Origin of the sequence: Neorhizobium sp. NCHU2750, assembly GCF_003597675.1 — a bacterium.
Classification (GTDB): domain Bacteria; phylum Pseudomonadota; class Alphaproteobacteria; order Rhizobiales; family Rhizobiaceae; genus Neorhizobium.
The window spans coordinates 3,762,779-3,785,000 of the sequence record NZ_CP030827.1 but is presented as its reverse complement, the minus strand read 5'-3'; the positions used below and the strand labels follow the sequence as shown (position 1 = coordinate 3,785,000).

At 60.6% G+C, this 22,222-nt stretch carries 20 protein-coding genes, 1 tRNA gene and 2 rRNA genes (1 of these 23 only partly in view); 16 read left to right on the top strand and 7 right to left on the bottom strand.

Annotation, left to right across the window (positions count from 1 at the left end; translation table 11 throughout):
• The 4 genes from NCHU2750_RS18260 to recQ all read left to right on the top strand — a co-directional run.
• Positions 1-2,686, top strand: a 23S ribosomal RNA gene (locus tag NCHU2750_RS18260); it begins 113 nt to the left of the window's first position.
• 239 nt (positions 2,687-2,925) lie between these two features.
• A 5S ribosomal RNA gene (gene rrf / locus NCHU2750_RS18255) occupies positions 2,926-3,040 on the top strand.
• 248 nt (positions 3,041-3,288) lie between these two features.
• Positions 3,289-3,365: transfer RNA gene (locus NCHU2750_RS18250), tRNA-Met, on the top strand.
• 215 nt (positions 3,366-3,580) lie between these two features.
• Complete coding sequence (recQ, locus tag NCHU2750_RS18245; protein ID WP_119941896.1) at positions 3,581-5,440, top strand: DNA helicase RecQ; 1,860 nt, start codon at positions 3,581-3,583, stop codon at positions 5,438-5,440.
• A 73-nt stretch (positions 5,441-5,513) separates the two neighbouring features.
• Here the strand turns inward: recQ and NCHU2750_RS18240 are convergent, their stop codons facing one another.
• The 4 genes from NCHU2750_RS18240 to NCHU2750_RS18225 all read right to left on the bottom strand — a co-directional run bounded on the left by NCHU2750_RS18240 (position 5,514) and on the right by NCHU2750_RS18225 (position 9,183).
• Entirely contained in the window at positions 5,514-6,746 is a 1,233-nt protein-coding gene (locus tag NCHU2750_RS18240) for an MFS transporter (protein WP_119941894.1), read from the bottom strand.
• A 60-nt stretch (positions 6,747-6,806) separates the two neighbouring features.
• Complete coding sequence (locus tag NCHU2750_RS18235; protein ID WP_119941892.1) at positions 6,807-7,565, bottom strand: SDR family oxidoreductase; 759 nt, start codon at positions 7,563-7,565, stop codon at positions 6,807-6,809.
• Between the two features lie 167 nt (positions 7,566-7,732).
• Positions 7,733-8,695, bottom strand: a complete 963-nt coding sequence (locus tag NCHU2750_RS18230; RefSeq protein WP_119941891.1) for a GlxA family transcriptional regulator — start codon at positions 8,693-8,695, stop codon at positions 7,733-7,735.
• A gap of 86 nt (positions 8,696-8,781) precedes the next feature.
• On the bottom strand, positions 8,782-9,183 hold the full coding sequence (locus NCHU2750_RS18225) for a winged helix-turn-helix transcriptional regulator (protein ID WP_119941889.1): 402 nt from the start codon (positions 9,181-9,183) through the stop codon (positions 8,782-8,784).
• 115 nt (positions 9,184-9,298) lie between these two features.
• On the opposite strand from NCHU2750_RS18225, the gene NCHU2750_RS18220 reads away from it, so the two are divergent.
• Positions 9,299-10,312: a zinc-binding alcohol dehydrogenase family protein gene (locus NCHU2750_RS18220; RefSeq protein WP_119941887.1), complete on the top strand. Its 1,014-nt coding sequence runs from the start codon at positions 9,299-9,301 to the stop codon at positions 10,310-10,312.
• Between the two features lie 110 nt (positions 10,313-10,422).
• Here NCHU2750_RS18220 and NCHU2750_RS18215 read toward each other — a convergent pair whose 3' ends face one another.
• Positions 10,423-11,118: an SH3 domain-containing protein gene (locus NCHU2750_RS18215; RefSeq protein ID WP_162939675.1), complete on the bottom strand. Its 696-nt coding sequence runs from the start codon at positions 11,116-11,118 to the stop codon at positions 10,423-10,425.
• A 299-nt stretch (positions 11,119-11,417) separates the two neighbouring features.
• On the opposite strand from NCHU2750_RS18215, the gene NCHU2750_RS18210 reads away from it, so the two are divergent.
• Positions 11,418-12,119: a DUF3313 domain-containing protein gene (locus NCHU2750_RS18210; RefSeq protein ID WP_162939674.1), complete on the top strand. Its 702-nt coding sequence runs from the start codon at positions 11,418-11,420 to the stop codon at positions 12,117-12,119.
• A 6-nt stretch (positions 12,120-12,125) separates the two neighbouring features.
• On the opposite strand, the gene NCHU2750_RS18205 is transcribed toward NCHU2750_RS18210, so the two are convergent.
• Positions 12,126-12,728, bottom strand: coding sequence for an HdeD family acid-resistance protein (locus NCHU2750_RS18205; protein ID WP_119941880.1), 603 nt, complete (start codon positions 12,726-12,728; stop codon positions 12,126-12,128).
• A gap of 119 nt (positions 12,729-12,847) precedes the next feature.
• Here NCHU2750_RS18205 and NCHU2750_RS18200 point away from each other — a divergent pair, with 119 nt between their 5' ends.
• The 4 genes from NCHU2750_RS18200 (at position 12,848) to NCHU2750_RS18185 (ending at position 15,705) form a co-directional block, all read left to right on the top strand.
• A complete protein-coding gene (locus NCHU2750_RS18200; RefSeq protein ID WP_119941878.1) occupies positions 12,848-13,564 on the top strand; it encodes a response regulator in 717 nt (238 codons plus the stop codon).
• A 6-nt stretch (positions 13,565-13,570) separates the two neighbouring features.
• Complete coding sequence (locus NCHU2750_RS18195) at positions 13,571-14,920, top strand: ATP-binding protein (protein ID WP_119941876.1); 1,350 nt, start codon at positions 13,571-13,573, stop codon at positions 14,918-14,920.
• Between the two features lie 170 nt (positions 14,921-15,090).
• Positions 15,091-15,330 carry a cysteine rich repeat-containing protein gene (locus tag NCHU2750_RS18190; RefSeq protein WP_245480280.1) on the top strand — a complete coding sequence of 80 codons (240 nt, stop codon included), beginning with the start codon at positions 15,091-15,093 and terminating at the stop codon, positions 15,328-15,330.
• 60 nt (positions 15,331-15,390) lie between these two features.
• Positions 15,391-15,705 (top strand): hypothetical protein, encoded by a 315-nt coding sequence (locus tag NCHU2750_RS18185; protein WP_119941872.1) that lies wholly within the window; start codon positions 15,391-15,393, stop codon positions 15,703-15,705.
• A gap of 87 nt (positions 15,706-15,792) precedes the next feature.
• Here the strand turns inward: NCHU2750_RS18185 and NCHU2750_RS18180 are convergent, their stop codons facing one another.
• Positions 15,793-16,062: a helix-turn-helix transcriptional regulator gene (locus NCHU2750_RS18180; protein ID WP_502703802.1), complete on the bottom strand. Its 270-nt coding sequence runs from the start codon at positions 16,060-16,062 to the stop codon at positions 15,793-15,795.
• Between the two features lie 106 nt (positions 16,063-16,168).
• Between NCHU2750_RS18180 and NCHU2750_RS18175 the strand changes: the two genes are divergently transcribed.
• Genes NCHU2750_RS18175 through mnhG form a run of 6 tightly spaced genes read left to right on the top strand, consistent with a single transcriptional unit; the run spans position 16,169 to position 22,219 of the window.
• The gene (locus tag NCHU2750_RS18175) at positions 16,169-19,123 is read left to right on the top strand and encodes a monovalent cation/H+ antiporter subunit A (RefSeq protein WP_119941870.1); all 2,955 of its coding nucleotides are present in this window, start codon (positions 16,169-16,171) and stop codon (positions 19,121-19,123) included.
• Position 19,124: 1 nt separating this feature from the next.
• Positions 19,125-19,463, top strand: a complete 339-nt coding sequence (locus NCHU2750_RS18170; protein ID WP_119941868.1) for a Na+/H+ antiporter subunit C — start codon at positions 19,125-19,127, stop codon at positions 19,461-19,463.
• Entirely contained in the window at positions 19,460-21,082 is a 1,623-nt protein-coding gene (locus tag NCHU2750_RS18165; protein ID WP_119941866.1) for a monovalent cation/H+ antiporter subunit D, read from the top strand. The genes NCHU2750_RS18170 and NCHU2750_RS18165 overlap by 4 nt, the downstream gene beginning before the upstream one ends.
• A complete protein-coding gene (locus tag NCHU2750_RS18160) occupies positions 21,082-21,558 on the top strand; it encodes a Na+/H+ antiporter subunit E (RefSeq protein WP_119941864.1) in 477 nt (158 codons plus the stop codon). The genes NCHU2750_RS18165 and NCHU2750_RS18160 overlap by 1 nt, the downstream gene beginning before the upstream one ends.
• Positions 21,555-21,836 carry a K+/H+ antiporter subunit F gene (locus NCHU2750_RS18155; protein WP_119941863.1) on the top strand — a complete coding sequence of 94 codons (282 nt, stop codon included), beginning with the start codon at positions 21,555-21,557 and terminating at the stop codon, positions 21,834-21,836. Before NCHU2750_RS18160 ends, NCHU2750_RS18155 begins: the two co-directional genes overlap by 4 nt.
• Positions 21,833-22,219 (top strand): monovalent cation/H(+) antiporter subunit G, encoded by a 387-nt coding sequence (gene mnhG, locus NCHU2750_RS18150; RefSeq protein WP_205583864.1) that lies wholly within the window; start codon positions 21,833-21,835, stop codon positions 22,217-22,219. Before NCHU2750_RS18155 ends, mnhG begins: the two co-directional genes overlap by 4 nt.
• Positions 22,220-22,222 lie beyond the last annotated feature (3 nt).

Below are 22,222 nucleotides of genomic sequence, written 5' to 3'. Positions count from 1 at the left end.
TCCGAATGGGGCAACCCACCTTAAATACCTAGAAAGTTTAAGCCGTGTTTAGGCACGGTTTAGGTTTCTAGGTATTGTTATAAGGTATCTACACCTGAATACATAGGGTGTTAGAAGCGAACGCAGGGAACTGAAACATCTAAGTACCTGCAGGAAAGGACATCAACCGAGACTCCGCAAGTAGTGGCGAGCGAACGCGGACCAGGCCAGTGGCAATCAGGAATAAAGCCGAACAAGTTGGAAAGCTTGACTATAGTGGGTGACAGTCCCGTAGGCGTAGAACACTGATTGTCCTTGAGTAGGGCGGGACACGTGAAATCCTGTCTGAACATGGGGAGACCACTCTCCAAGCCTAAGTACTCGTGCATGACCGATAGCGAACAAGTACCGTGAGGGAAAGGTGAAAAGCACCCCGACAAGGGGAGTGAAATAGAACCTGAAACCGGATGCCTACAAGCAGTCGGAGGGCGCAAGCCTGACGGCGTACCTTTTGTATAATGGGTCAACGACTTAGTGTAACTAGCAAGCTTAAGCCGGTAGGTGTAGGCGCAGCGAAAGCGAGTCTGAACAGGGCGTTCAGTTAGTTGCATTAGACCCGAAACCGAGTGATCTAGCCATGAGCAGGCTGAAGGTTGGGTAACACCAACTGGAGGGCCGAACCCGCATCTGTTGCAATAGATTGGGATGACTTGTGGCTAGGGGTGAAAGGCCAATCAAACTCGGAGATAGCTGGTTCTCCGCGAAATCTATTTAGGTAGAGCGTCGACCGAATACCCCAGGGGGTAGAGCACTGGATGGGCTATGGGGACTCACCGTCTTACTGATCCTAACCAAACTCCGAATACCTGGGAGTACTAGTCGGCAGACACACGGCGGGTGCTAACGTCCGTCGTGAAGAGGGCAACAACCCTGACCTCCAGCTAAGGTCCCCAAGTCATGGCTAAGTGGGAAAGGATGTGAGGATCCCAAAACAACCAGGATGTTGGCTTAGAAGCAGCCATCATTTAAAGAAAGCGTAACAGCTCACTGGTCTAAATAAGGGTCTTTGCGCCGAAAATGTAACGGGGCTAAAGCCATGCACCGAAGCTGAGGATGTGGATTTATCCACGTGGTAGCGGAGCGTTCCGTAAGTCTGTGAAGGGGGACCCGTGAGGGCCCCTGGAGATATCGGAAGTGCGAATGTTGACATGAGTAACGACAAAGAGGGTGAGAGACCCTCTCGCCGAAAGACCAAGGGTTCCTGCTTAAAGTTAATCTGAGCAGGGTTAGCCGGCCCCTAAGACGAGGCAGACATGCGTAGTCGATGGGAACCACGTTAATATTCGTGGGCCTGGTGGTAGTGACGGATCGCGTAGCTTGTTCATTCTTATTGGATTGATTGGGCAGGGAAGCGGTTCCAGGAAATAGCTCCACCGTTATAGACCGTACCCGAAACCGACACAGGTGGTCAGGTAGAGTATACCAAGGCGCTTGAGAGAACTATGCTGAAGGAACTCGGCAAATTGCACGCGTAACTTCGGAAGAAGCGTGACCCCTTTTTACGCAAGTGGATTGGGGTGGCACAGACCAGGGGGTAGCGACTGTTTATCAAAAACACAGGGCTCTGCGAAGTCGAAAGACGACGTATAGGGTCTGACGCCTGCCCGGTGCTGGAAGGTTAAGAGGAGGGGTGCAAGCTCTGAATCGAAGCCCCAGTAAACGGCGGCCGTAACTATAACGGTCCTAAGGTAGCGAAATTCCTTGTCGGGTAAGTTCCGACCTGCACGAATGGCGTAACGACTTCCCCGCTGTCTCCAGCATAGACTCAGTGAAATTGAATTCCCCGTGAAGATGCGGGGTTCCTGCGGTTAGACGGAAAGACCCCGTGCACCTTTACTATAGCTTTACACTGGCATTCGTGTCGGCATGTGTAGGATAGGTGGTAGGCTTTGAAGCGGGGACGCCAGTCTTCGTGGAGCCATCCTTGAAATACCACCCTTATCGTCATGGATGTCTAACCGCGGTCCGTCATCCGGATCCGGGACAGTGTATGGTGGGTAGTTTGACTGGGGCGGTCGCCTCCGAAAGAGTAACGGAGGCGCGCGATGGTGGGCTCAGACCGGTCGGAAATCGGTCGTCGAGTGCAATGGCATAAGCCCGCCTGACTGCGAGACTGACAAGTCGAGCAGAGACGAAAGTCGGTCATAGTGATCCGGTGGTCCCGCGTGGAAGGGCCATCGCTCAACGGATAAAAGGTACGCCGGGGATAACAGGCTGATGACCCCCAAGAGTCCATATCGACGGGGTTGTTTGGCACCTCGATGTCGGCTCATCGCATCCTGGGGCTGGAGCAGGTCCCAAGGGTTTGGCTGTTCGCCAATTAAAGCGGTACGTGAGCTGGGTTCAGAACGTCGTGAGACAGTTCGGTCCCTATCTGCCGTGGGTGTAGGAATATTGACAGGATCTGTCCCTAGTACGAGAGGACCGGGATGGACATATCTCTGGTGGACCTGTTGTCGTGCCAACGGCATAGCAGGGTAGCTATATATGGAAGGGATAACCGCTGAAGGCATCTAAGCGGGAAACCCACCTGAAAACGAGTATTCCCTATCAGGGCCGTGGAAGACGACCACGTTGATAGGAGGCGTGTGGACGTGCAGCAATGCATGAAGCTTAGCCTTACTAATAGCCCGATTGGCTTAATCGCTCTCATTGATCAATGCTCATCATCGCCGCTTCCGCGGCGACGATAAGCCTTAAACCTTGTCCTGACGGCGTACGCATCCTTCGGATGCTGCCTGCGGACGGCCCGCCGAACGATCGGCGACGGCCTGAAGGCCTGTATGGGTGCCAAAAGCATCGATGCAGACTGCAAAGGTTCATCTGACGTGTTCAATCAATCACTCTTCGAGTGAACCAGCTTCTCTTCACATTGCCCTTAAATGACCTGGTGGTTATGGCGGGGCGGCCGCACCCGTTCCCATTCCGAACACGGCCGTGAAACGCCCCAGCGCCAATGGTACTCCGTCTTAAGACGCGGGAGAGTAGGTCGCTGCCAGGTCTTTTAAAGGCAATGAATGCAACACGCATGAAAACAATCTTCTCAACACATCTCGGCCCAAGCCGAAACTCCGATTGGGCCGCCTAAAGCGGCCCTTTATTGTTTGCAGAACGAAATAAATGAAGGTTGGCCCACAGGCTTCGGCCGGTGCCCACCTTACAGGAGACAACGAGCTCACCTCGTTGCTTCGGCAGAAAGCATCACAGCATAGCTGTGACGCTACCGCGCAAGCAAACGCTTGCGCTTGGCGCGGGGTGGAGCAGCCCGGTAGCTCGTCAGGCTCATAACCTGAAGGCCGCAGGTTCAAATCCTGCCCCCGCAACCAAAGCCCTCAATAAATTACCGCAAACTCGCAGAACAACGCTGTGCAACACCAGTCTCAGGTGCGGCACGGGATGCGCTTTCCAAAGCCCCCTGACTTGAGCCCCCCGCCTGAGCCTCTCGGACAGGGCCGCCGCGCCAAGGGCTTTTTCCGCCCAAGACACTCGCAGCGGTTAGCCTTCTTGTGGCATAACCACCTTATCGAAAGCCGAGGGTGTCATGCAGGGAAGAACAAAGGAGGCCGAGGTCTCTTTTAGCGGAAGAGCGATGCGCGATCCGCTTGAGGTATTGCGCAACGTCTATGGCTATCCGTCGTTTCGCGGCCAGCAGGCCGGCGTGGTCGATCATGTCGTGTCGGGCGGTGATGCCGTCGTGCTGTTTCCGACGGGTGCGGGCAAGTCGCTGTGTTTCCAGATCCCTGCGCTCTGCCGGCAAGGGGTCGGTATCGTCGTCTCGCCGCTGATCGCGCTGATGCGGGACCAGGTGGAGGCGTTGAAGCAGGTCGGCGTGCGTGCCGCGGCGCTGAATTCCTCCCTGTCGCGGGAGGAGTTCGACGATGTGCGTCGCGATCTGGTGTCGGGGTCACTCGATCTGCTTTATGTGACGCCTGAGCGGATCACCACGCCCGGTTTTCGGGATGTGATCGGCAATGCCCGCATCGCGCTCTTTGCCATCGACGAGGCGCATTGCGTTTCACAATGGGGGCATGACTTCCGTCCGGAATATCGCCAGCTCGGCGAGCTTGCACGGCTTTATCCGGGCGTGCCGAGAATGGCGCTGACGGCCACCGCCGACCCGCATACGCGCGACGACATCATCGAAAGGCTGGCGCTGACGGGTGCCAGGGTCTTCATCTCTTCCTTCGACCGTCCCAACATCGCCTATGAAATCGTCGAGCGCGACCAACCGCGCCAGCAACTCTTGCGGTTCCTGTCGCGGCACAAGGGAGCGAGCGGCATCGTCTATTGCCTGTCGCGGGCCAAGGTGGAGGAGACGGCGGAATGGCTTGAGGCGCAGGGCATTCGCGCGCTGCCCTATCATGCCGGCATGGAGCGCGGGGTTCGTGACGCCAACCAGGATGCGTTTCTGAAGGAAGAGGAGCTTTGCCTCGTTGCCACGGTTGCCTTCGGCATGGGTATCGACAAGCCGAATGTGCGTTATGTCGCCCATCTCGACCTGCCGGGCTCGGTCGAGGCTTATTATCAGGAGACCGGGCGCGCAGGGCGTGACGGCCTGCCTTCGGAAGTGTGGATGGCCTATGGCATGGCCGACGTCATCCAGCGCGGGCGGATGATTGACGGCGGCAATTCCAGCGACGACGTGAAGCGAGTGGAGCGTGCCAAGCTCAATGCGCTGCTCGGCATTTGCGAGACGGCGGGTTGCCGGCGCCAGGCGATCCTTGCGCATTTCGGCGAGGCGCATGCCGGGCAATGCGGCAATTGCGATACCTGCCTCAAACCGGTCGATACCTGGGAGGGGACGGAGGCTGCGATCAAGGCACTGGCGGCGATCTACAGAACCGGCGAGCGGTTCGGCACCGGTCATGTCATCGATGTGCTGCTCGGCAACGACAATGACAAGACCCGTCGTTTCGGCCATACCGAGATGCCGGTGTTCGGCGCCGGCCGCGACCTGCCGTTGAAAACCTGGCAGTCGGTCTATCGCCAGCTTCTGGCTGCCGGCCTGATCAGGGTCGATCACGATGCATTCGGGGCGCTGAAGCTGGAGCCCGACGCGAGAGCGGTGTTCCGCCACGAGAGAGAGGTGCATTTCCGCAAGGACCGCCCGACCGGCCGCAAGGCCGACCGGACCCTTTCATCGTCGGCAAAAGGCGCCCGTTCGCAACTGGACGAGGCGGACATGGGCCTGTTCGAGGCCTTGCGGCGCAAACGGATGGAGATCGCCAAGGATCTTTCCATTCCGCCCTATGTCGTGTTCGCCGATACGACCCTTGTGGCGTTCGCGACGCTGCGTCCGGCCAGCCATGACGCGTTTCTCGACATTTCCGGTGTCGGTCAGGCGAAGCTCGAACGCTATGGCGACGCATTTCTCGACGTCATTCGCGCGCATGACGGCTAACCGGCGGCGCGCTGCTGCCGATTGGTCTTCCTGTTCGTGGCCGCAGCTTCCCGGCGCTTTGACGGCTGAGCGATCATGACTTGCTGCGGCTCCACAGGCCATTGAGCAGCAGAGCAAGAATTTCCATCGCGGCCGCGGCTGCGCCGATCATCCATACCCCACCACCTGCGATGATGCCGGCGCCGAGCGCGCTGCCGATGGAGAAGCCGAGATACATGGTGGAGGTGTTGAGCGACAGGGCGAGCGAGGCCTGCGACTGGCCCCCGGCGACGATCAGCCGGGCCATCTGTGCCGGGAAGAAGGACCAGACGCTGAAACCCCAACCGGCGACGGCAAGAAGTGCCAGCAGAAACGCAGCAGCAGCCGGCAGGATGGTGGCAAGCGCCAGGAAGGCGAAGGAGGTTGCGAGCGCCACCAGGGACAGGCTTGCGACCGTCGAGGATCCGAACCGGTCATTGAGTGCGCCGCCTGCAAAGACGCCGAACGCTGCGAATATGCCCCAAAGGGTCACGGTTGCGGCAATGCCGATATCGCCAAGGCCAAGCGTCCCTGAAAGATAGGGTGCTATATAAGGATAGGCAGTATAGGCGCCCATGGACCAGAACAGCGTCACCGACAAGAGTTGCAGGACCGGCTTGCGGCGGACGACGCCGATGCGCTGGGCAAGGCTCGGTATCGCCATATGGGCACCCGCCTGTCGTTCGACACCGAAGAGAATGCCGATCACGGCGATGGCGCTCATGCCGGCGACCATCAGAAATGTCGCGCGCCAGCCGAAGGCGTGGCCGATGACCGAACCGAGCGGCAGGCCGAGGGCAATCGCAATCGTCATGCCGCCGCTGACGATGGCAAGTGCCCGGCCGCGCTTTTCGGACGGCACGATCATGCCGGCGAGCGCATTGGCGTTCGGGGCGTAAAGGCCTGCGGCGACTGCCATCAGGATGCGGGCAAGAATGAGTGTGTCGAAGCGCGGTGCAAAGGCTGCGATCAGGTTGCCGCCCATGAAGACCGACATGGCGAGAAGCAGCGTATCGCGGCGCCGCAGCCTTGCCGTCAGCACCGTCGCGACGGGAGAGCTCAAGGCGAGAACCAGAGTGAAGACAACGACCAGCATGGCCGTTGCGGACAGGCTCATCGCAAGATCGCCGGCGATCGTCGGCAGGAGCGGGGCGATCATGAAGCCTTCGGTGCCTATGGCGAAGGTCCCGAGCGCCAGAAACCATGCCGGCAGCATGGACGGAGCGGGTGCGCGCAGGTCGGGGCTCCCCACCGGCGTGGCGGATTGCAGATCATGATTTTGCAACATGGCTACCTCCGACCGGCAAAGCCGGCCGCTCGCGTGAGCGGCCGGCTGTCGGCCTTTCCCTCAGACGGGGATCGGGTTCGAGATCAGGGATTCGTTGAAGGCATTGATGAGCGCGTGCTCGCCGCTGCCCGGATTGTCGCGGATGGCGCGGATTTCCTCGACGACGACTTCTTCCGCCTCCGTTGCGAGGCCCGCCATGGTCTTCTCGATGAAGATATCGAGCGGCATGGCGCGGGGATCGCCGCTCTTGCGGATCAGGTCGGTATCCACCCATGGCGGGGCGATTTCCTGGACGCGGACATTGCTGCCGCGCAGCTGGAAGCGCTGCGACAATGCATAGGAATGCAGGGCTGCCTTGGTGGCCGAGTAGACGGCCGTGGTGGCCAGCGGCAGGTAGGCCAGAACCGAGGTGTTGTGGATGATGGTGGCCCTCGGCTGGCTCTTCAGATGGTCGATGAGAGCAGAGGTGAGGCGGATCGGGCCAAGCAGATTGGTATCGATGATGCGGCGCGACTGGGCGTCGTCGATCTTCCCGGAGACATCGTCGAAGGGCATGATGCCGGCATTGTTGACGAGCACGTTGAGGGCCGGATAGTCGCGGATCAGCCGGGCGGCGACGCGGTCGATATCGGCCTCGTCGGCGATGTCGAGTTCGATTCCGTCCATTCCCGGATTGGCAGCGGTCACTTCGTCGAGCAGCGCCTTGCGCCGGCCGGCGATGATGACCTTGTTGCCAAGGCGGTGGAAGGATTCGGCAAGTGCGCGGCCGATGCCCGAGGTACCGCCGGTGACGAAGATCGTGTTGTTCTCAAGTTGCATGGTCGTTCTCCTGTGAGGTTCGCCATCCGGGTGGAGAGGCCGTTTCGATGGAGAGATCATGCAGCTGATGGGCTCTGTCTCAAATGACAAGTAAACGTCAATTCAGGACATGATTGAAGTGATGACAGGCCGATGCCTGGTACGGGATCGGCGGGAGGTCGGATCCGTCAGGCGGCCTGTTCTTCGCTGCGGTCGCCTTCTATGAGGCGCAGGCTGCGGCGAAGGCTTTGTGGCGGATGGCCGAAGAAGCGCAGGAAGGCGCGTCGCATCCGGTCTCGATCGGCAAAGCCGGTATCGCGGGCAACGATGTCCATCGGATGGCGTCCATCCTCCAGCATCGCCTTGGCAGCCTCCAGCCGCAGGCGTTCCACCGCCTTTGCCGGTGACTGGCCGGTCTCGTCGCGGAACAGGCGGCTAAACTGCCGGGGGCTGAGGCGGGCTGCTTCTGCCAGTTCCTCGACCGTCAGCGGGTTCCTGAGGTTCTCCTTGGCGTAGACGAGGGCGCGACGGACACGGTCCGACCGCGGTTCCAGTTCCAGCAGAGCAGAAAACTGCGACTGCCCTCCCGGCCTGCGATGGTAGACGACCATCTTTCGGGCGATCATGCGCGAAAGATCAGCCCCATGATCGTCCTCGATCATCGCCAGCGTCAGGTCGATTGCCGCGCTCATGCCGGCCGAAGTCCAGATATGTCCATCGTGAGAGAAGATGCGGTCGTCATCGACGACGATATTCGGATACCGCTCCTGCAGAGTGCGGGCATGGGCCCAATGGGTGGTTACGGTCCTGCCATCGAGGAGGCCGGCTTCCGCCAGAAGAAACGCTCCGGTGCAGACACCGGCGACGCGGCGGGACTGGCTGCCGGCGGTGCGGATATAATCGAGCAACGGAGCCGGCGTCGGCTTGGGCGACAGTTCGCCCACCACCATCAGCGTATCGGGAAAATCGCCAAGCGGCTGCGTCTCGATCCGGATGCCGAGAGAGGAGCGGATGGCGCCGCCCTTCTGCGACATCACGGTGAGCCGGTACATTTCCTTGCCGAGCGCTTCATTGGCAAATTCGAAGGCGGTGAGGGCTGCCATGCCCATGACCTGGAACCCGTCTTCCATGATGAAACCGATATGTCGCACTACCGTCTCCGCCCGTGTCCCGTTTTGATGGATTAGATCGATTTCAGACGCCGTCGTCCATGGAAAACAGATGCGGCCGGAAACGATCAGGCTCGTGCTTGCTCTGTTGAAGCAGCTTTCTGTTCGCGCGGATCGATGCCGCGGGGCTTGCCATAGAGGCTGATATTGGCGTCGCCCCAGTATTTCAGCGCCAGAAGGATGGGCTCCATGCTGCGACCAAGGGGCGACAGGCTGTATTCCACCTTGGGAGGGACCTGAGCGTAAACCTTGCGGTCGATCAGGCCATCCTCTTCGAGTTCGCGAAGCTGGTTGGTGAGCATGCGCGGCGTGACATTTTCGATGTGCTTGCGGATCTCGCTGAATCGTAGGGTTCCCGCAAGCAGATGAAAGAGAATGACCGATTTCCACTTGCCGTCGATGAGGCCGATCGCGGCCTCCACCGAGCAGCCGGGAGAGCAGTCGAAACGGGTATGACGGGCTTTGGCCATCACAGTATCCTTTTTGATACTACATGCTATTTTTGTGCGTATTGCTTATCTGCCAGCATACTCCATTTTGGCTCTATATCAATTGGTGCCTAGTCGGCCATTGAAGGAGCAAGTCATGAAAGCCATCGGTTACAGAGCAGCAGGCGCCATCGATCGCCCGGACGCGTTGGAGGATATCGAGCTCGCGCGTCCGACGCCGTCGGGCCGGGATATCCTCGTCGAAGTGGATGCTATTTCCGTCAATCCCGTCGATACCAAGGTCAGGAAGGGTGCCAATCCCGAAGCCGGCCAGTGGAAGGTGCTCGGCTGGGATGCCGTCGGCAAGGTGGTCGAAGTCGGCCCCGATGCACGCGATTTCAAGCCGGGCGATGAGGTGTTTTATGCCGGCTCGCTTATACGGCCCGGCGCCAATAGCCAGTTTCACCTGGTCGACGAACGCATTGTCGGCAAGAAGCCGGCAAGCCTGTCGAATGCCGAAGCCGCAGCCATGCCGCTGACCGCGATCACCGCCTGGGAGATGCTGTTCGACCGGCTCGACATCCGCAAGCCGGTTGCCGGTGCCGCCAATGCGATTGTGATTATCGGAGGGGCCGGCGGGGTCGGTTCGATCGCCATCCAGCTGGTTCGAGCATTGACGGATGTGACCGTCATCGCCACGGCCTCGCGACCGGAGACGCAGGACTGGGTGAGGGCGCTCGGTGCCCATCATGTCATCGATCATTCCCGGCCGATAGCGGAACAGGTGGCAGCGCTTGGCATAGGCGCGCCCGCCTTCGTGTTTTCCACTACGGGGACCGATCATCACCTGAAGGAGATCATCGAGCTGATTGCGCCGCAGGGCCGCTTCGGACTGATCGACGATCCGCAGAGCCTCGATGTGGTCGGCTTCAAGCGCAAGGCCGTCTCCATTCACTGGGAGCTTATGTTTACCCGTTCGATCTTCGAGACGGCGGACATGGGAGAGCAGGGCAGGCTGCTCAACGACGTGTCGCGCCTGATCGACGAAGGCAAGATCCGCACGACCGTGACGGAAACGCTGTCGCCGATCAATGCGGATAACCTCAGGAAGGCACATGCGGCAATCGAAAGCGGCAGGACCAGGGGCAAGGTGGTGCTGGAAGGTTTTTGAACTGCACTGCGGGCAGTCCCTCAACAACAGGGTTCAAGCCGATATTGAAGCGTTGCACAGCATCCCGCAGGCAGATTGGCTGCGGGACGCTCTTTCGGGAAAACCACGGGTCAGGGCCGGTCGAAGCCGCCGCGGCGGATCACCGTGTTGCCATAAGGGCCGCGGGTAACGGAGGCACCGCCGCAGCGCTCGTCATTGCAGCCGCCGACCGCCGCATGCGCACCGCCGCGCGGGCCATGCGTTGCCGAGGCACCGCCGCAATGACCATCGTGGCATCCGCCGGCGGCGGCGTGGCCGCCACCATAGGGGCCACGGGTTACGACAGCTCCGCCGCAACCATGTTCACCGCAGCCGCCGACCACCGTTCTGGATGAGCCAACATAGTAGTGGTTCCACTGACCATACCAGGGCTGCGAATGGTAATAGGTATCCCAATAGGCCGCGCTGAAGGCGACGGTAGCAATGCCGATGGCGGGAACGATGGCTGGCGTCAGCACGGTGGTACGGCCGGCGTAATAGACCTGGATATAGCTTGCAGCGACCCAGCCGCGGCTGCCGCTCCAGCTGACGTCACACCATGATCTGTCGGCTATGCACCCATAGACACTTAGCGACGCGCTCGGCGGCATGGTAATGACGGCCGGATAGCGCGTGCTTGGCCCGGCACGCAGGTTGACGCTGGTCATGGTGACACCGCCGACGGCAGCCGAGGCTTGAGTCAGCCCACCGAAGGGCAGGATAACTGCGAGCGCAAGCAGGAAGGCAAGGAGCGGCCTGCCGATACGCGACACGGAAAAGCGCGACATCGAGAAGTGTGAGATGGGGAAGCGAACCGGGCGCCGGCTCCCCGCGCTCATATTTGCCTTAGAACGATGTTGAACCATGGGGTTATGGGCTCCTGTTGTTGAATAGCCCGATCGTGCCCCAACGGCTTTGAAAGCCTGTTTCAGATTTGATACAGAAGTTTGCAGGCGGCTCGCATGTCCTCGCTGCAACAAACTGCAATATTCCTGAAATCCGCTGGAAAACCATCTGTCTGTTGATGGCCTCCCGCCATCGGGCACCAGCTCGGGCGACATCAGACGACGTTCAGGGGGAATTGCTCATGGTGGTTCACGAGAGGGCGGGCACGGCCGTTCGTGGTGGAGTTGCCCTAGGCCTCGGCCTGCTATGCGCCTCTTGCGGCACGCAGCCGGTGCGTTACGAGGGCCTGGCATCCGCTGCCCAATTGCATGCCAGCACCGGCGGCGGCGACAGGCGCATCGTATTCAATACCGATCTCGACCCGGCCAAGCTCAAATCCTACTCCGCGATCCTGCTGGAGCCGGTGCAGATCTACCACGGCCTAGACCAGCAGTTCGGCAGCCTCGATGATAACGCCAAGCAGGATCTGGCGCGCCATGCGGAGACGAAATTCCGCGCCGAACTGGCGCAGCGACAGATGCTGGCGAATGCGGCAGGAAACGACGTTCTTCGCATGCGGGTGACAATCACCGGCGCCGACAAGAGCGTGCCGGTTCTCAGCACGGTGACAAAAGTCACGCCTGTCGGTTTTGCGATGAGCGGCGTTCGGGCGGCAACCGGCCTCCCAGGAAGTTTCAACGGCGCGGTGCTCTATGCCGTCGAGCTGTTCAATTCCGTCGACGGCAAGCTCGTCTATGCCTTTGTAACGCGGCAATATCCGAACGCGCTCAACATTCCGGCAAGCATCATGCCGCTCGATGCGGCCAAGGCCGGTATCGACCACGGCGCCTCGGCGACCGCGACGTCTTTAAGGGAGCTGATGAAACCGAAGGCGGCCGGATGACAGCCGTTACCGGTCTCCGGTTCGCTCCTTGGCACCGTCTGCTGCGGCATGACCAAGCTGCACGGCAAAGGCGATCAGGGCCAGTCCGTTGAGCGCAAGGTCGATAGCCAGCAATTGACTGACGAGGGAGAGTTCGTTGAGCGGCCAGCGAAGCGCCAGAAGGCCGCCAATCGCGACCGTTACCGTCCCGCCCGCCAACAGCCAATACCATCCGCGGCCGCCACGCCGCGATACATAGCCGCAATGGCAACGGAGGATGCCGATGGCGACAAGGCCGGCAAAGAACACAAGTGCCAGACCGGCAAACCGGCGACCCGGAGCGGTCAATGCAAACAGCCCGAAAGTTATGTAGAAGACGACGACAAGGCCCCAGGCTGGGAGATGCACGTGTTGGCGGATCTGCCAGATCGCGTAGAACTGCAACATTCCGGTTGCGATCAGCATCAGGCCGATGACTGGCCAGGACACACCGGCAACCGCAATTATGTTGCAGAAGAACATCAGGCCCGCTGCCGCAAAAAGGATACCTGCAACGAGGATATTACCCTGACGACGTTTGAGCTGGACGATCTGGCGGGACGTGGTGGCGGGTCGAGGTGGCGAGGTCATGATGGGTTCCAATAAACGCGGATCGCGCAGATTATAGGCCTTTCAGTTTGCGGGATGATGCCGTCCGTGTGACGGAATGTTACGAGATGATTGCCCCCTTTTGACAAGGAGCAAGGGACATGGATGAGGCTTTGAAAATTCTGGTCGTCGAGGACGATCCCGAAATCCGCGAACTGCTGGACGAATTCCTGACCGGGGAAGGCTATCTGGTGCAGACAGCGGACAGCCCGCCCTCCGCCGACAGGCTTATCGAGCGCCGCTGGGCCGATCTCGTCATCCTGGACCTGATGATGCCGCGCGAGGACGGGCTTTCCTTCTGCCGGCGCATTCGCGCCCGCTCGCAGGTGCCGATCATCATGCTGACGGCCAAGTCGGCGGAGATCGACCGGATCGTCGGCCTGGAATTCGGTGCCGATGACTATATCGGAAAGCCGTTCAATCCCCGAGAGCTTCTTGCCCGCATCCGTGCCGTTCTTCGAAGGACGAATTCTGCTGCGCAGCCGGCGGTCGGCAGTGCCATCAAGCGCTTCGCTGGGCTGGTCGTCGATCCAGATGCGCGCAGCATCACCACAGAAGACGGTGCGTCGGTGCCGCTGACGACGGCGGAATTCGATCTGCTTGCCTGTTTTCTGGAGAGGCCAAAGCGGGTGCTGTCCCGTGACCAGCTGCTGGATTATACGCGCGGCTCAGCGACGGATGCCTATGACAGGACGATCGACGTAACGATCTCCCGCTTGCGTACCAAGCTTGCGGCGTGCCTGCCGCCGGATGTCCAGGTCATCACCACGGTGCGCAATGCCGGCTATCTTTTCAACCCGCGCATTACTGACGGCTGAGATGTTATGAGCCAACTTGGCATCGTTGCCAGAATAGCGCTGATTGTCACCATAGCCCTATTTCTCGGCCAAATGGCTGTTGTCACGTCCTATATGTGGCAGTCGGAGCGCTCACCGCTACCGCCCTATGCCATCGCAAACCGCATCGCCAACATCGTTCAGTTACTTGACGATACGCCGGAGAACTTACTCCCGCGCGCGCTGGCCGTCGCCAACGTCAACGGCTTTCGAGCAGAAATCACCGATACTGTCCCTCCGGGTTTCGTCGACGAATTCAGTTTCACACGTATGCGGGTGCTTGCCCAGTCGATGCTCGACGATTACCGGCCAGGCATCACGGTGCGGGCGGGTGCAGTGGAGGGGCAGAAGGAAAAGTCGAACGTCTTCACCATGACATTCGTCACGCAGTTGAAAAGCGGGGAATTTGTCATCTTTACCGTCTCCGACACCACGACCCTGCGTGTCTGGAACATGCCTATCGGCTTTCTTGCAGGCTTTTTCGGCATAGCCGTCGCGCTCCTGGCGATTCTCGCCGTCGCGCGTGAAACGCGGCCGCTGGCGCAGCTCGCACAAAGCATCGACGAGCTTGGAAACAGTATAGAGCCGGTGGAAGTGAAGGAACGCGGAGCACGCGAACTGCGCACCCTGATCAGGGCGATCAACAACATGCAGGGCCGAATTCTCGGCCTCGTCAACAACCGGACGCTTTTTCTCGGTGCGATCTCGCACGACCTGAAGACCTATCTGACGCGGTTCCGGCTACGGTTGGAAATCATGCCGGCGTCGGCCCACAAGGAAAAGGCAATCCACGACGTCGAGGCGATGGAGCGGCTGCTCGGGGATGTTCTGTTGTTCGCCAGCGAGTCCTCGTCTGCGAATTTCGAGGCGGAAGCGATCGATCTCAACGAGACTGTCGGGCGCTGTGTTGCGGAGATGGACCCGGAAGGCAGCCGCATGCAGATCTCGCCTGCCGTTATGCCGCTTTTCGTGCGGGTGCCGCCGACAGCCCTCACCAGGGTTATCGACAACCTTCTCTCCAACGCTCTCCGTTACGGCGATCACGCCCGGATCAGTACTGCGCGGCATGGAGATAGTGCGATCGTGACTATCGAAGATGACGGGCCGGGCATTCGCGACGAAGATCTGGCGCTGGTCTTCGAACCGTTCTTTCGCGGCGAGCCATCGCGCAACCGGGCGCACGGCGGAACAGGTCTCGGGCTTGCCATCGTCAAGCAGATTGTCGAGGCGCAGGGTGGATCGATCGAGCTTTCCAACCGCAGCAATGCGTCCGGATTGAGAGCAATGGTCCGGTTGCCGGTTGCCAATATCGATGGCGCAGCGACAACGGGCATGTGACCAGTCGGCCGGGCTGCCTGCAAAGAACGGCAACAATCTGGACATCAACATGCGACGTGGCGATGCGAAAACCTCCCCTGCAAACGGGTTGCCGGTATCGGCTTCCGTTTGCGCCGCCGGGCCGCAATGGCCGGTCCAATCTTTGGAACAGACCTCATAAGGAAAAGATCATGTTCAAATATCTCGCTGTTGCCTTTCTTGCGTCTGCAAGCGTTGCTTCCGCCCAACAGCTGTCGATGTCGGACAAGCTCGCCTTGCGGGACAATTGCAAACAGGACTTCCAGGAGCTTTGCCCGGGGATCGCGCCCGGCGACGGCAAGCTGATGGCCTGCATCAACCAGAAGAAGGACAAGCTGTCATCCGCATGCTCGTCCACCATTGCCGGCATCATGGCCAAGCGGAAGAGCTGACGTCTGGTTTCGGCCTCCCGGCCGGAGACGTGAACGGAATTTTGCATAGGAAATGACCTGATGCGTATCACTGCCGCCTTCCTGATCCTGTCGTCCTCGACATTTGCTTCGGCCCTGCTTCCAGCGGTAGGCACGCTGGCCGGGCAAGGTGCAGGAAAGATGGGAGGCGGCGGTGTGTCGGGGCCGCGCTGTGCGGTCGAAGCCGCAGCCTATAGCGAGGTCGCCGACCTCGCCCTTACCTATCGGGACGGCGACGATCTCTTCGGCGATGCCCTCTATGACCTTCGCGAACAGTTGCTGGATTGCCTGGCGAGCCTGGAGAAGCCATCGGAGGATGATACGCTGCCCTCCGCCGAGGCCGTTCGATCGATCTGAGAACTCATAGCGGCTTGTAATGGAGGCGCATCGCTGGCCGATGAGACATTCCCGGCGGGGACGATGTCTGGGGCCAGATGCGCGGATCTAACTTCCAGACGATGGCTTGTCGTCGGGGAAGATCGCGGTGCCTGCGCCGTCAACCGACATGAATGTCAGGCCGCCATCCTCAAAGGCGCGGCGCAATTGTGCCTCCGTCGAACGGTGAACCTCGTGGCGGTCGCCTTCATAGTCACGGATCGTGCTACGCGATACGCCCGAGCGGTCAGCCAGATCGCCTTGCGTCCAATCGAGAAAACCACGACTTGCCCGACAGAGGGCAGGTGTCAGAAACTTTTCCCGGTCCGGTTGACCCATTGTTCCAAATTGCCCATATTGGTCAGAATCAATCATATATGGCAGTTTGATCCGGTTGGCTAGTGGGGCTTCCCTCTTCATCATTAAGGACTAATATGCCGAGACAATGAAGGGATGGGACATTGGGATAACGCTTGCGCCGCAGTTTCTTGTCATCTTGCTGGCCCTGCCGTTCATCGGAAGCATTCTTTCCGTCCTGCTCCTGAATACCCGGTCGGTGGCATTGCCGTCGCGGCTTGCCTCCATCATCGCTCTTTTCTGCCTCCTCATCGTCGTGGCCGCCTATCCGCAGGTCACCGACGGCAACGTCCTGCGCTACAATCTCGACTGGATCCCGCAGCTCGGGCTGAACTTCACGCTGCGCCTTGACGGTTTTGCGTGGATGTTCTGCGTGCTGATTTCCGGCATTGGTTTTCTCGTCACCGTCTATGCGCGCTACTACATGTCGGAAGAGGATCCGGTTCCGCGGTTCTTTTCCTTCTTCCTGTTCTTCATGGGCGCGATGCTCGGCATCGTGCTGTCGGGCAATGTCATCCTGCTCTCGATCTTCTGGGAGTTGACGAGCATTTCGTCCTTCCTATTGATCAGCTACTGGCACAACGCGGCGGCAGCGCGCGACGGTGCCCGCATGGCGCTGACGATTACCGGGATCGGCGGTTTCTGCCTGCTGATCGGGCTGCTGCTGCTCGGCAACATCGTCGGCAGCTATGATCTCGACAAGATCCTGGCATCCGGTGATCTCATTCGCAGCCACGCGCTCTATGTGCCGGCGCTGGTGCTGATCCTGCTCGGCGCGCTGACCAAGAGCGCGCAGTTTCCATTCCATTTCTGGCTGCCCAATGCGATGGCGGCGCCGACGCCGGTTTCCGCCTTCCTGCATTCGGCAACGATGGTGAAGGCAGGCGTCTTCTTGCTTGCCCGCTTCTGGCCGGCCCTGGCGGGAAGCCCGGAATGGTTCTGGCTGGTGGGAGCGGCCGGCATCATCACGCTTCTGATCGGCGCCTTCTTCGCCATCTTCCAGCAGGACCTCAAGGGGCTGCTCGCCTATTCGACGATCAGCCATCTCGGGCTGATCACGACGCTGCTCAGCCTCGGCAGTCCGCTTGCGACCGTTGCCGCCATCTTCCACATGCTCAACCATGCGACCTTCAAGGCGTCGCTGTTCATGGCGGCCGGTATTATCGACCACGAGACCGGCACGCGCGACATGCGGCGCCTGAGCGGGCTTTTTCGCTATATGCCGATCACCGCGACGCTTGCGATGGTGGCGAGTGCCGCGATGGCCGGCGTGCCGCTTCTCAATGGCTTCCTGTCGAAGGAAATGTTCTTCGCCGAAGCGATCGAGACCCATGCGGATTCGATCCTCGACCGGATCCTTCCCTATGTCGCGACGCTCTCGGGCGCCTTCAGCGTCGCTTACTCGGTGCGCTTCATCCACACGGTGTTTTTCGGCCGTTCGCCGACCAACCTGCCGAAGGACACGCCGCATGAGCCGCCGCGCTGGATGCGGTTCCCGATCGAGCTTCTGGTGGTCATCTGCCTTGTCGTCGGCATAGCGCCCACCTTTTCGATCGGACCGTTCCTGCACACGGCGGCCGTCAGCGTGCTCGGGTCGCGCATGCCGGAATACAGCCTTGCGATCTGGCATGGTTTCAACCTGCCGCTCGTGATGAGCATCATCGCTCTGATCGGCGGCACGGCGCTCTACTCGGTGCTGCGCCATTATCTCGCAACCTGCGAGGACGGTCCTCCGTTGATCCGGCGCTTAAGGGGACAGCGCATCTTCGAGCGCATCCTCGTCGAAGTCTCCTGGCGCTGGGCACGCATGGCCGAGCAGCGGCTCGGTACGCGCAACCTGCAGCCACAGCTGCGCTGGGTGGTGGTCACCGGCTTTGCCGCCGGCCTGTTGCCGCTGTGGCTTTCCGGTTTCGAACCGCGCAACTTCGTGTTTACCGGTGTCGACAAGCCGTTCGCCGGCATCTGGGCGATCGGCATCTGCCTTGCCGTCGGCACGGCCTATATGGCCAAGTATCACCGGCTGGCGGCACTCGTCATGCTTGGCGGCATCGGGCTGATCGTCTGCATCACCTTCGTCTGGCTGTCGGCGCCGGATCTCGCAATCACCCAGCTGCTGGTCGAGATCGTCACCACGGTTCTGATCCTGCTCGGGCTGCGCTGGCTGCCGAAGCGCACCGAGAAGATGGATGAATCGGTCACCTTCCGGGCGCGCTTCCGGCGCTTCCGCGACCTCTGGATCGCCATCATCTGCGGCATCGGCATGACCTTCATCTCCTATGCCGTGATGACCATGCCGGTGCCGGACACCATCGCCAACTATTTCCTCGCCAATGCCTATTCCGAGGGTGGCGGGCGCAATGTCGTCAATGTCATCCTGGTCGATTTCCGCGGCTTCGATACGCTCGGCGAAATCACCGTACTCGGTATCGTGGCGCTGACGGTCTATGCGCTGCTCCGGCGCTTCCGTCCGGCACCGGACAGCATGGCGATGCCCGAGCAGCAGCGGATTCAGAACCGTTTCGACGAGGAGATGCCGGAACGCAATGCGGGTGATACGGTGCGCGACTATCTGCTGGTGCCATCGGTGATCATGCAGTGGATGTTCCCGGTCATCATCACTTTCGCCGTCTATATCTTCATGCGCGGGCATGATCTTCCTGGCGGCGGCTTTTCGGCCGGCCTGACGCTGTCGATCGCCTTCCTTTTGCAATATCTCGCCGGCGGCACGCGCTGGGCGGAGGATCGCATCCGCATCCTGCCCTTGCGCTGGATGGGTATAGGGCTGCTCACGGCGACCGCGACCGGCATCGGTGCCTGGATCCTCGGCTATCCGTTCCTCACCTCGCATTTCCAGTATGTGCCGGTGCCGCTGATCGGCAAGGTGCCGGCGGCGACGGCACTTCTCTTCGATCTCGGCGTCTTCATGCTGGTGGTCGGCTCGACGGTACTGATCCTCGTGGCACTCGCCCACCAGTCGATCCGCATCAACCGCCTTCGCACGATCGAAGCCGACAAAATAACCGAACGGGCGAAGGAGGGCTGATATGGAAATCGTTCTTTCGATCGCCATCGGGGTGATGACGAGCTGCGGCGTGTGGTTGATCCTGCGGCCGCGCACCTATCAGGTGATTGTCGGCCTGTCGCTGCTCTCCTATGCCGTCAACCTGTTCATCTTCAGCGTCGGCGGGGTGAAGACCAATGTGCCGCCGATCCTGTCGGAGCATGGAACGGGCGGGGTGCTGGCCGATCCGGTGCCGCAGGCGCTGGTGCTGACGGCGATCGTCATCGGGTTTGCAACGACGGCACTGTTCCTCGTCGTGCTGCTCGCCTCGCGCGGGCTCACCGGGACAGACCATGTCGACGGCCGGGGGGACAAGCGATGAACGGCTGGTCACACCACCTCATCATCGCGCCGATCCTGATCCCGCTCGCGGCGGCGGCAGTCCTGCTGTTCATCGACGAGCGACGGCGGGTGACCAAGGCGATGGTCAGCCTCGCCTCGGCACTGCTGCTTTTGTTCGTATCCTTCGTGCTGTTTCGCATCGAAAGTGGGCCGAACGGTTTCGAGGGCGTCTATCTACTCGGCAATTGGGCGGCCCCCTTCGGCATCGTTCTGGTGCTTGACGGATTGTCGGCGCTGATGCTGCTCCTCACCGCATTGGTGGCGGTAGCAGCACTCGTCTATTCGATGGCGCGCTGGCATGGAATGGGGGCGCATTTCCATTCGATGTTCCAGCTGCTCCTGATGGGGGTCAACGGTGCGTTCCTGACGGGCGACCTGTTCAACCTGTTCGTCTTCTTCGAGGTGATGCTGGCTGCATCCTATGGTCTGCTGCTGCATGGGTCCGGCCCGCTCAGGGTCAAGGCGGGAATGCATTATATCGCGGTCAATCTGGCCGCCGCCCTCTTGTTCCTGATCGGGGTCAGCCTGATCTACGGCACCACCGGAACGCTCAACATGGCGGATCTTGCCGCCCGCATTCCCGAGATCGAGCCGGACCGGCGGATGCTGATGGAGGCCGGTGCCGGCGTGCTCGGCATCGCGTTCCTGATCAAGGCCGGCATGTGGCCGCTCTGCTTCTGGCTGCCCACCGCCTATAGCGCGGCCTCCGCGCCGGTCGCGGGCATCTTTGCTATTCTCAGCAAGCTCGGAATCTATGTCATCCTGCGACTGACCATGCTGCTTTTCGAGACCGGTCCTTCGGCGGGTTTCGGCTCGACGGTGCTGCTCTATGGCGGCATCGCAACGCTGATCTTCGGCACGATCGGGGTGCTGGCGTCGCAGGCGCTTGGACGATTAGCCGGCTTTTCGGTGCTTATCTCGTCCGGCACTCTGTTGATGGTGCTCGGCATCAATGACGGCGCGGTGTCGTCCGGCGCGCTTCTCTATCTCGTCAGCTCGACACTGACTATCAGTGCCTTCTTCATGCTGATCGAGCTTGTGGAGCGCGGCCAGGATGCCGGTGCCAACGTTCTTGCGGTGACGATGGAAGCCTATGGCGATGGCGACGAGGACGAGCCCGAAGAGGGCGATGGCGTCACCATGCCCGGTACAATGGCGATCCTCGGCACCTGCTTTGCCATGTGTGGCATTCTTCTCTCGGGCCTGCCGCCGCTGTCCGGCTTCATCGCCAAGTTTGCCATGCTGTCGGCAATGATGGGCACCGGCTCGATCGGCGTGCCGCCCACTGCGGCCGTCTGGGCGCTGATCACGCTCGTCATCCTGTCGGGTGTGGCGGCGCTGATCTCGATGACGCGCGTGGGCATCCGCACCTTCTGGACTTCGCTCGAAGGCGTGGTGCCGCGCGTTCTCGTGATCGAGATCGTTCCCGTCATGTTCCTTCTGGCGCTGACGCTGGTGCTGACCATCCAGGCGAATTCCGCCCTGCAATATATGGACACGACGATCCGCACGCTCAGCACACCGGGCGTCTATATCGACGCGGTGCGCAATGCCACGGTCATCCCGGGCGTTGACGAAACGGACGGAGAGGAGAACTGATGTTTCCCTATCCGGTCCTCGCCGTCTCGCTGATCATCATATGGATGCTGCTCAACGGTTTCACGCTCGGGCACCTGATTCTCGGTATCCTGGTGGCGATCTTCGCATCCTGGGCGATGGCGTCGCTGAGGCCGGACAAGGTGCGTCTGAAGAAGTGGTATCTGCTGCCCAAGCTGTTCGTCATCGTCATGTATGACATTGCCCGGTCGAATATCCAGGTTGCCTGGCTGATCCTCCGGGGGCGCGCGAGCGGCCGCAAGCCGGGCTTCCTGACGATCCCGCTCGAAATCGAGGACCGTACATCGCTTGCCATCCTCGCCGTCGTCCTGACCAGCACGCCGGGTTCTGCCTGGCTGGAATATGACAGTACCGACAAGTCCATCCTCATGCATGTCCTGGACCTTGCCGAGGAAGACCAATGGATCGAGACGATCAAGAACCGCTACGAGAAGCTGTTGATGGAGATATTCGCATGAGTGCCGTCATCATCTATAGCGCGGTGGCGATCGCCCAGTTCATGCTGGTCGTCGCCATGGCGATCGCCGCGATCCGGATGTTTCGCGGGCCGCGGGCGCAGGACCGGATCATCGGGCTCGATACGCTTTACATCAATGCGATGCTGCTGTTCGTCACCTTCGGTATCGGCACGGGGCGGGAGACCTATTTCGAGGCGGCGCTGGTGATCGGCCTGCTCGGTTTTGTTTCCACCGTGGCGCTCGCCAAATTCCTGATGCGCGGGGAGGTGATCGAATGATGTATCCCGCCGCAGATCTTCCCTTGCCGGTGGCGCTTGCCGTCGCCTTTTTCCTGCTTCTCGGGGCCGGGCTGGCGCTGATCGGGGCGATCGGCTTTCTGCGCCTGCCGACCTTCTATGAACGGCTGCATGCGCCGACGCTCGGCACGAGCTGGGGGATCGGCGGCATCATGCTGGCCTCGATGATCTATTTCACCGTCGCTTCGTCGCGACTGGTGATCCATGAAATCCTGATCGGCATCTTCGTCACCGTCACCACGCCGGTCACCTTCATGCTGCTGTCGCGTGCGGCCCTGCACCGCGACCGCGCGGCGCGCAGCGAAAGTGTGCCGCGCAAGTGGATTGGCCCGGAAGAGCGGCCGCAGGACGAGGGCAAGGAATAGGTC

Coding starts and splice junctions, on each gene's coding strand:
- NCHU2750_RS18195 (WP_119941876.1), top strand. CDS start 13,571: ATGAGCCAACTTGGCATCGTTGCCAGAATAGCGCTGATTGTCACCATA.
- NCHU2750_RS18235 (WP_119941892.1), bottom strand. CDS start 7,565: ATGCAACTTGAGAACAACACGATCTTCGTCACCGGCGGTACCTCGGGC.
- NCHU2750_RS18220 (WP_119941887.1), top strand. CDS start 9,299: ATGAAAGCCATCGGTTACAGAGCAGCAGGCGCCATCGATCGCCCGGAC.
- NCHU2750_RS18190 (WP_245480280.1), top strand. CDS start 15,091: ATGTTCAAATATCTCGCTGTTGCCTTTCTTGCGTCTGCAAGCGTTGCT.
- NCHU2750_RS18200 (WP_119941878.1), top strand. CDS start 12,848: ATGGATGAGGCTTTGAAAATTCTGGTCGTCGAGGACGATCCCGAAATC.
- NCHU2750_RS18205 (WP_119941880.1), bottom strand. CDS start 12,728: ATGACCTCGCCACCTCGACCCGCCACCACGTCCCGCCAGATCGTCCAG.
- NCHU2750_RS18160 (WP_119941864.1), top strand. CDS start 21,082: ATGTTTCCCTATCCGGTCCTCGCCGTCTCGCTGATCATCATATGGATG.
- mnhG (WP_205583864.1), top strand. CDS start 21,833: ATGATGTATCCCGCCGCAGATCTTCCCTTGCCGGTGGCGCTTGCCGTC.
- NCHU2750_RS18185 (WP_119941872.1), top strand. CDS start 15,391: ATGCGTATCACTGCCGCCTTCCTGATCCTGTCGTCCTCGACATTTGCT.
- NCHU2750_RS18165 (WP_119941866.1), top strand. CDS start 19,460: ATGAACGGCTGGTCACACCACCTCATCATCGCGCCGATCCTGATCCCG.
- NCHU2750_RS18175 (WP_119941870.1), top strand. CDS start 16,169: ATGAAGGGATGGGACATTGGGATAACGCTTGCGCCGCAGTTTCTTGTC.
- NCHU2750_RS18225 (WP_119941889.1), bottom strand. CDS start 9,183: ATGGCCAAAGCCCGTCATACCCGTTTCGACTGCTCTCCCGGCTGCTCG.
- NCHU2750_RS18170 (WP_119941868.1), top strand. CDS start 19,125: ATGGAAATCGTTCTTTCGATCGCCATCGGGGTGATGACGAGCTGCGGC.
- recQ (WP_119941896.1), top strand. CDS start 3,581: ATGCAGGGAAGAACAAAGGAGGCCGAGGTCTCTTTTAGCGGAAGAGCG.
- NCHU2750_RS18180 (WP_502703802.1), bottom strand. CDS start 16,062: ATGGGTCAACCGGACCGGGAAAAGTTTCTGACACCTGCCCTCTGTCGG.
- NCHU2750_RS18240 (WP_119941894.1), bottom strand. CDS start 6,746: ATGTTGCAAAATCATGATCTGCAATCCGCCACGCCGGTGGGGAGCCCC.
- NCHU2750_RS18155 (WP_119941863.1), top strand. CDS start 21,555: ATGAGTGCCGTCATCATCTATAGCGCGGTGGCGATCGCCCAGTTCATG.
- NCHU2750_RS18215 (WP_162939675.1), bottom strand. CDS start 11,118: ATGTCGCGCTTTTCCGTGTCGCGTATCGGCAGGCCGCTCCTTGCCTTC.
- NCHU2750_RS18210 (WP_162939674.1), top strand. CDS start 11,418: ATGGTGGTTCACGAGAGGGCGGGCACGGCCGTTCGTGGTGGAGTTGCC.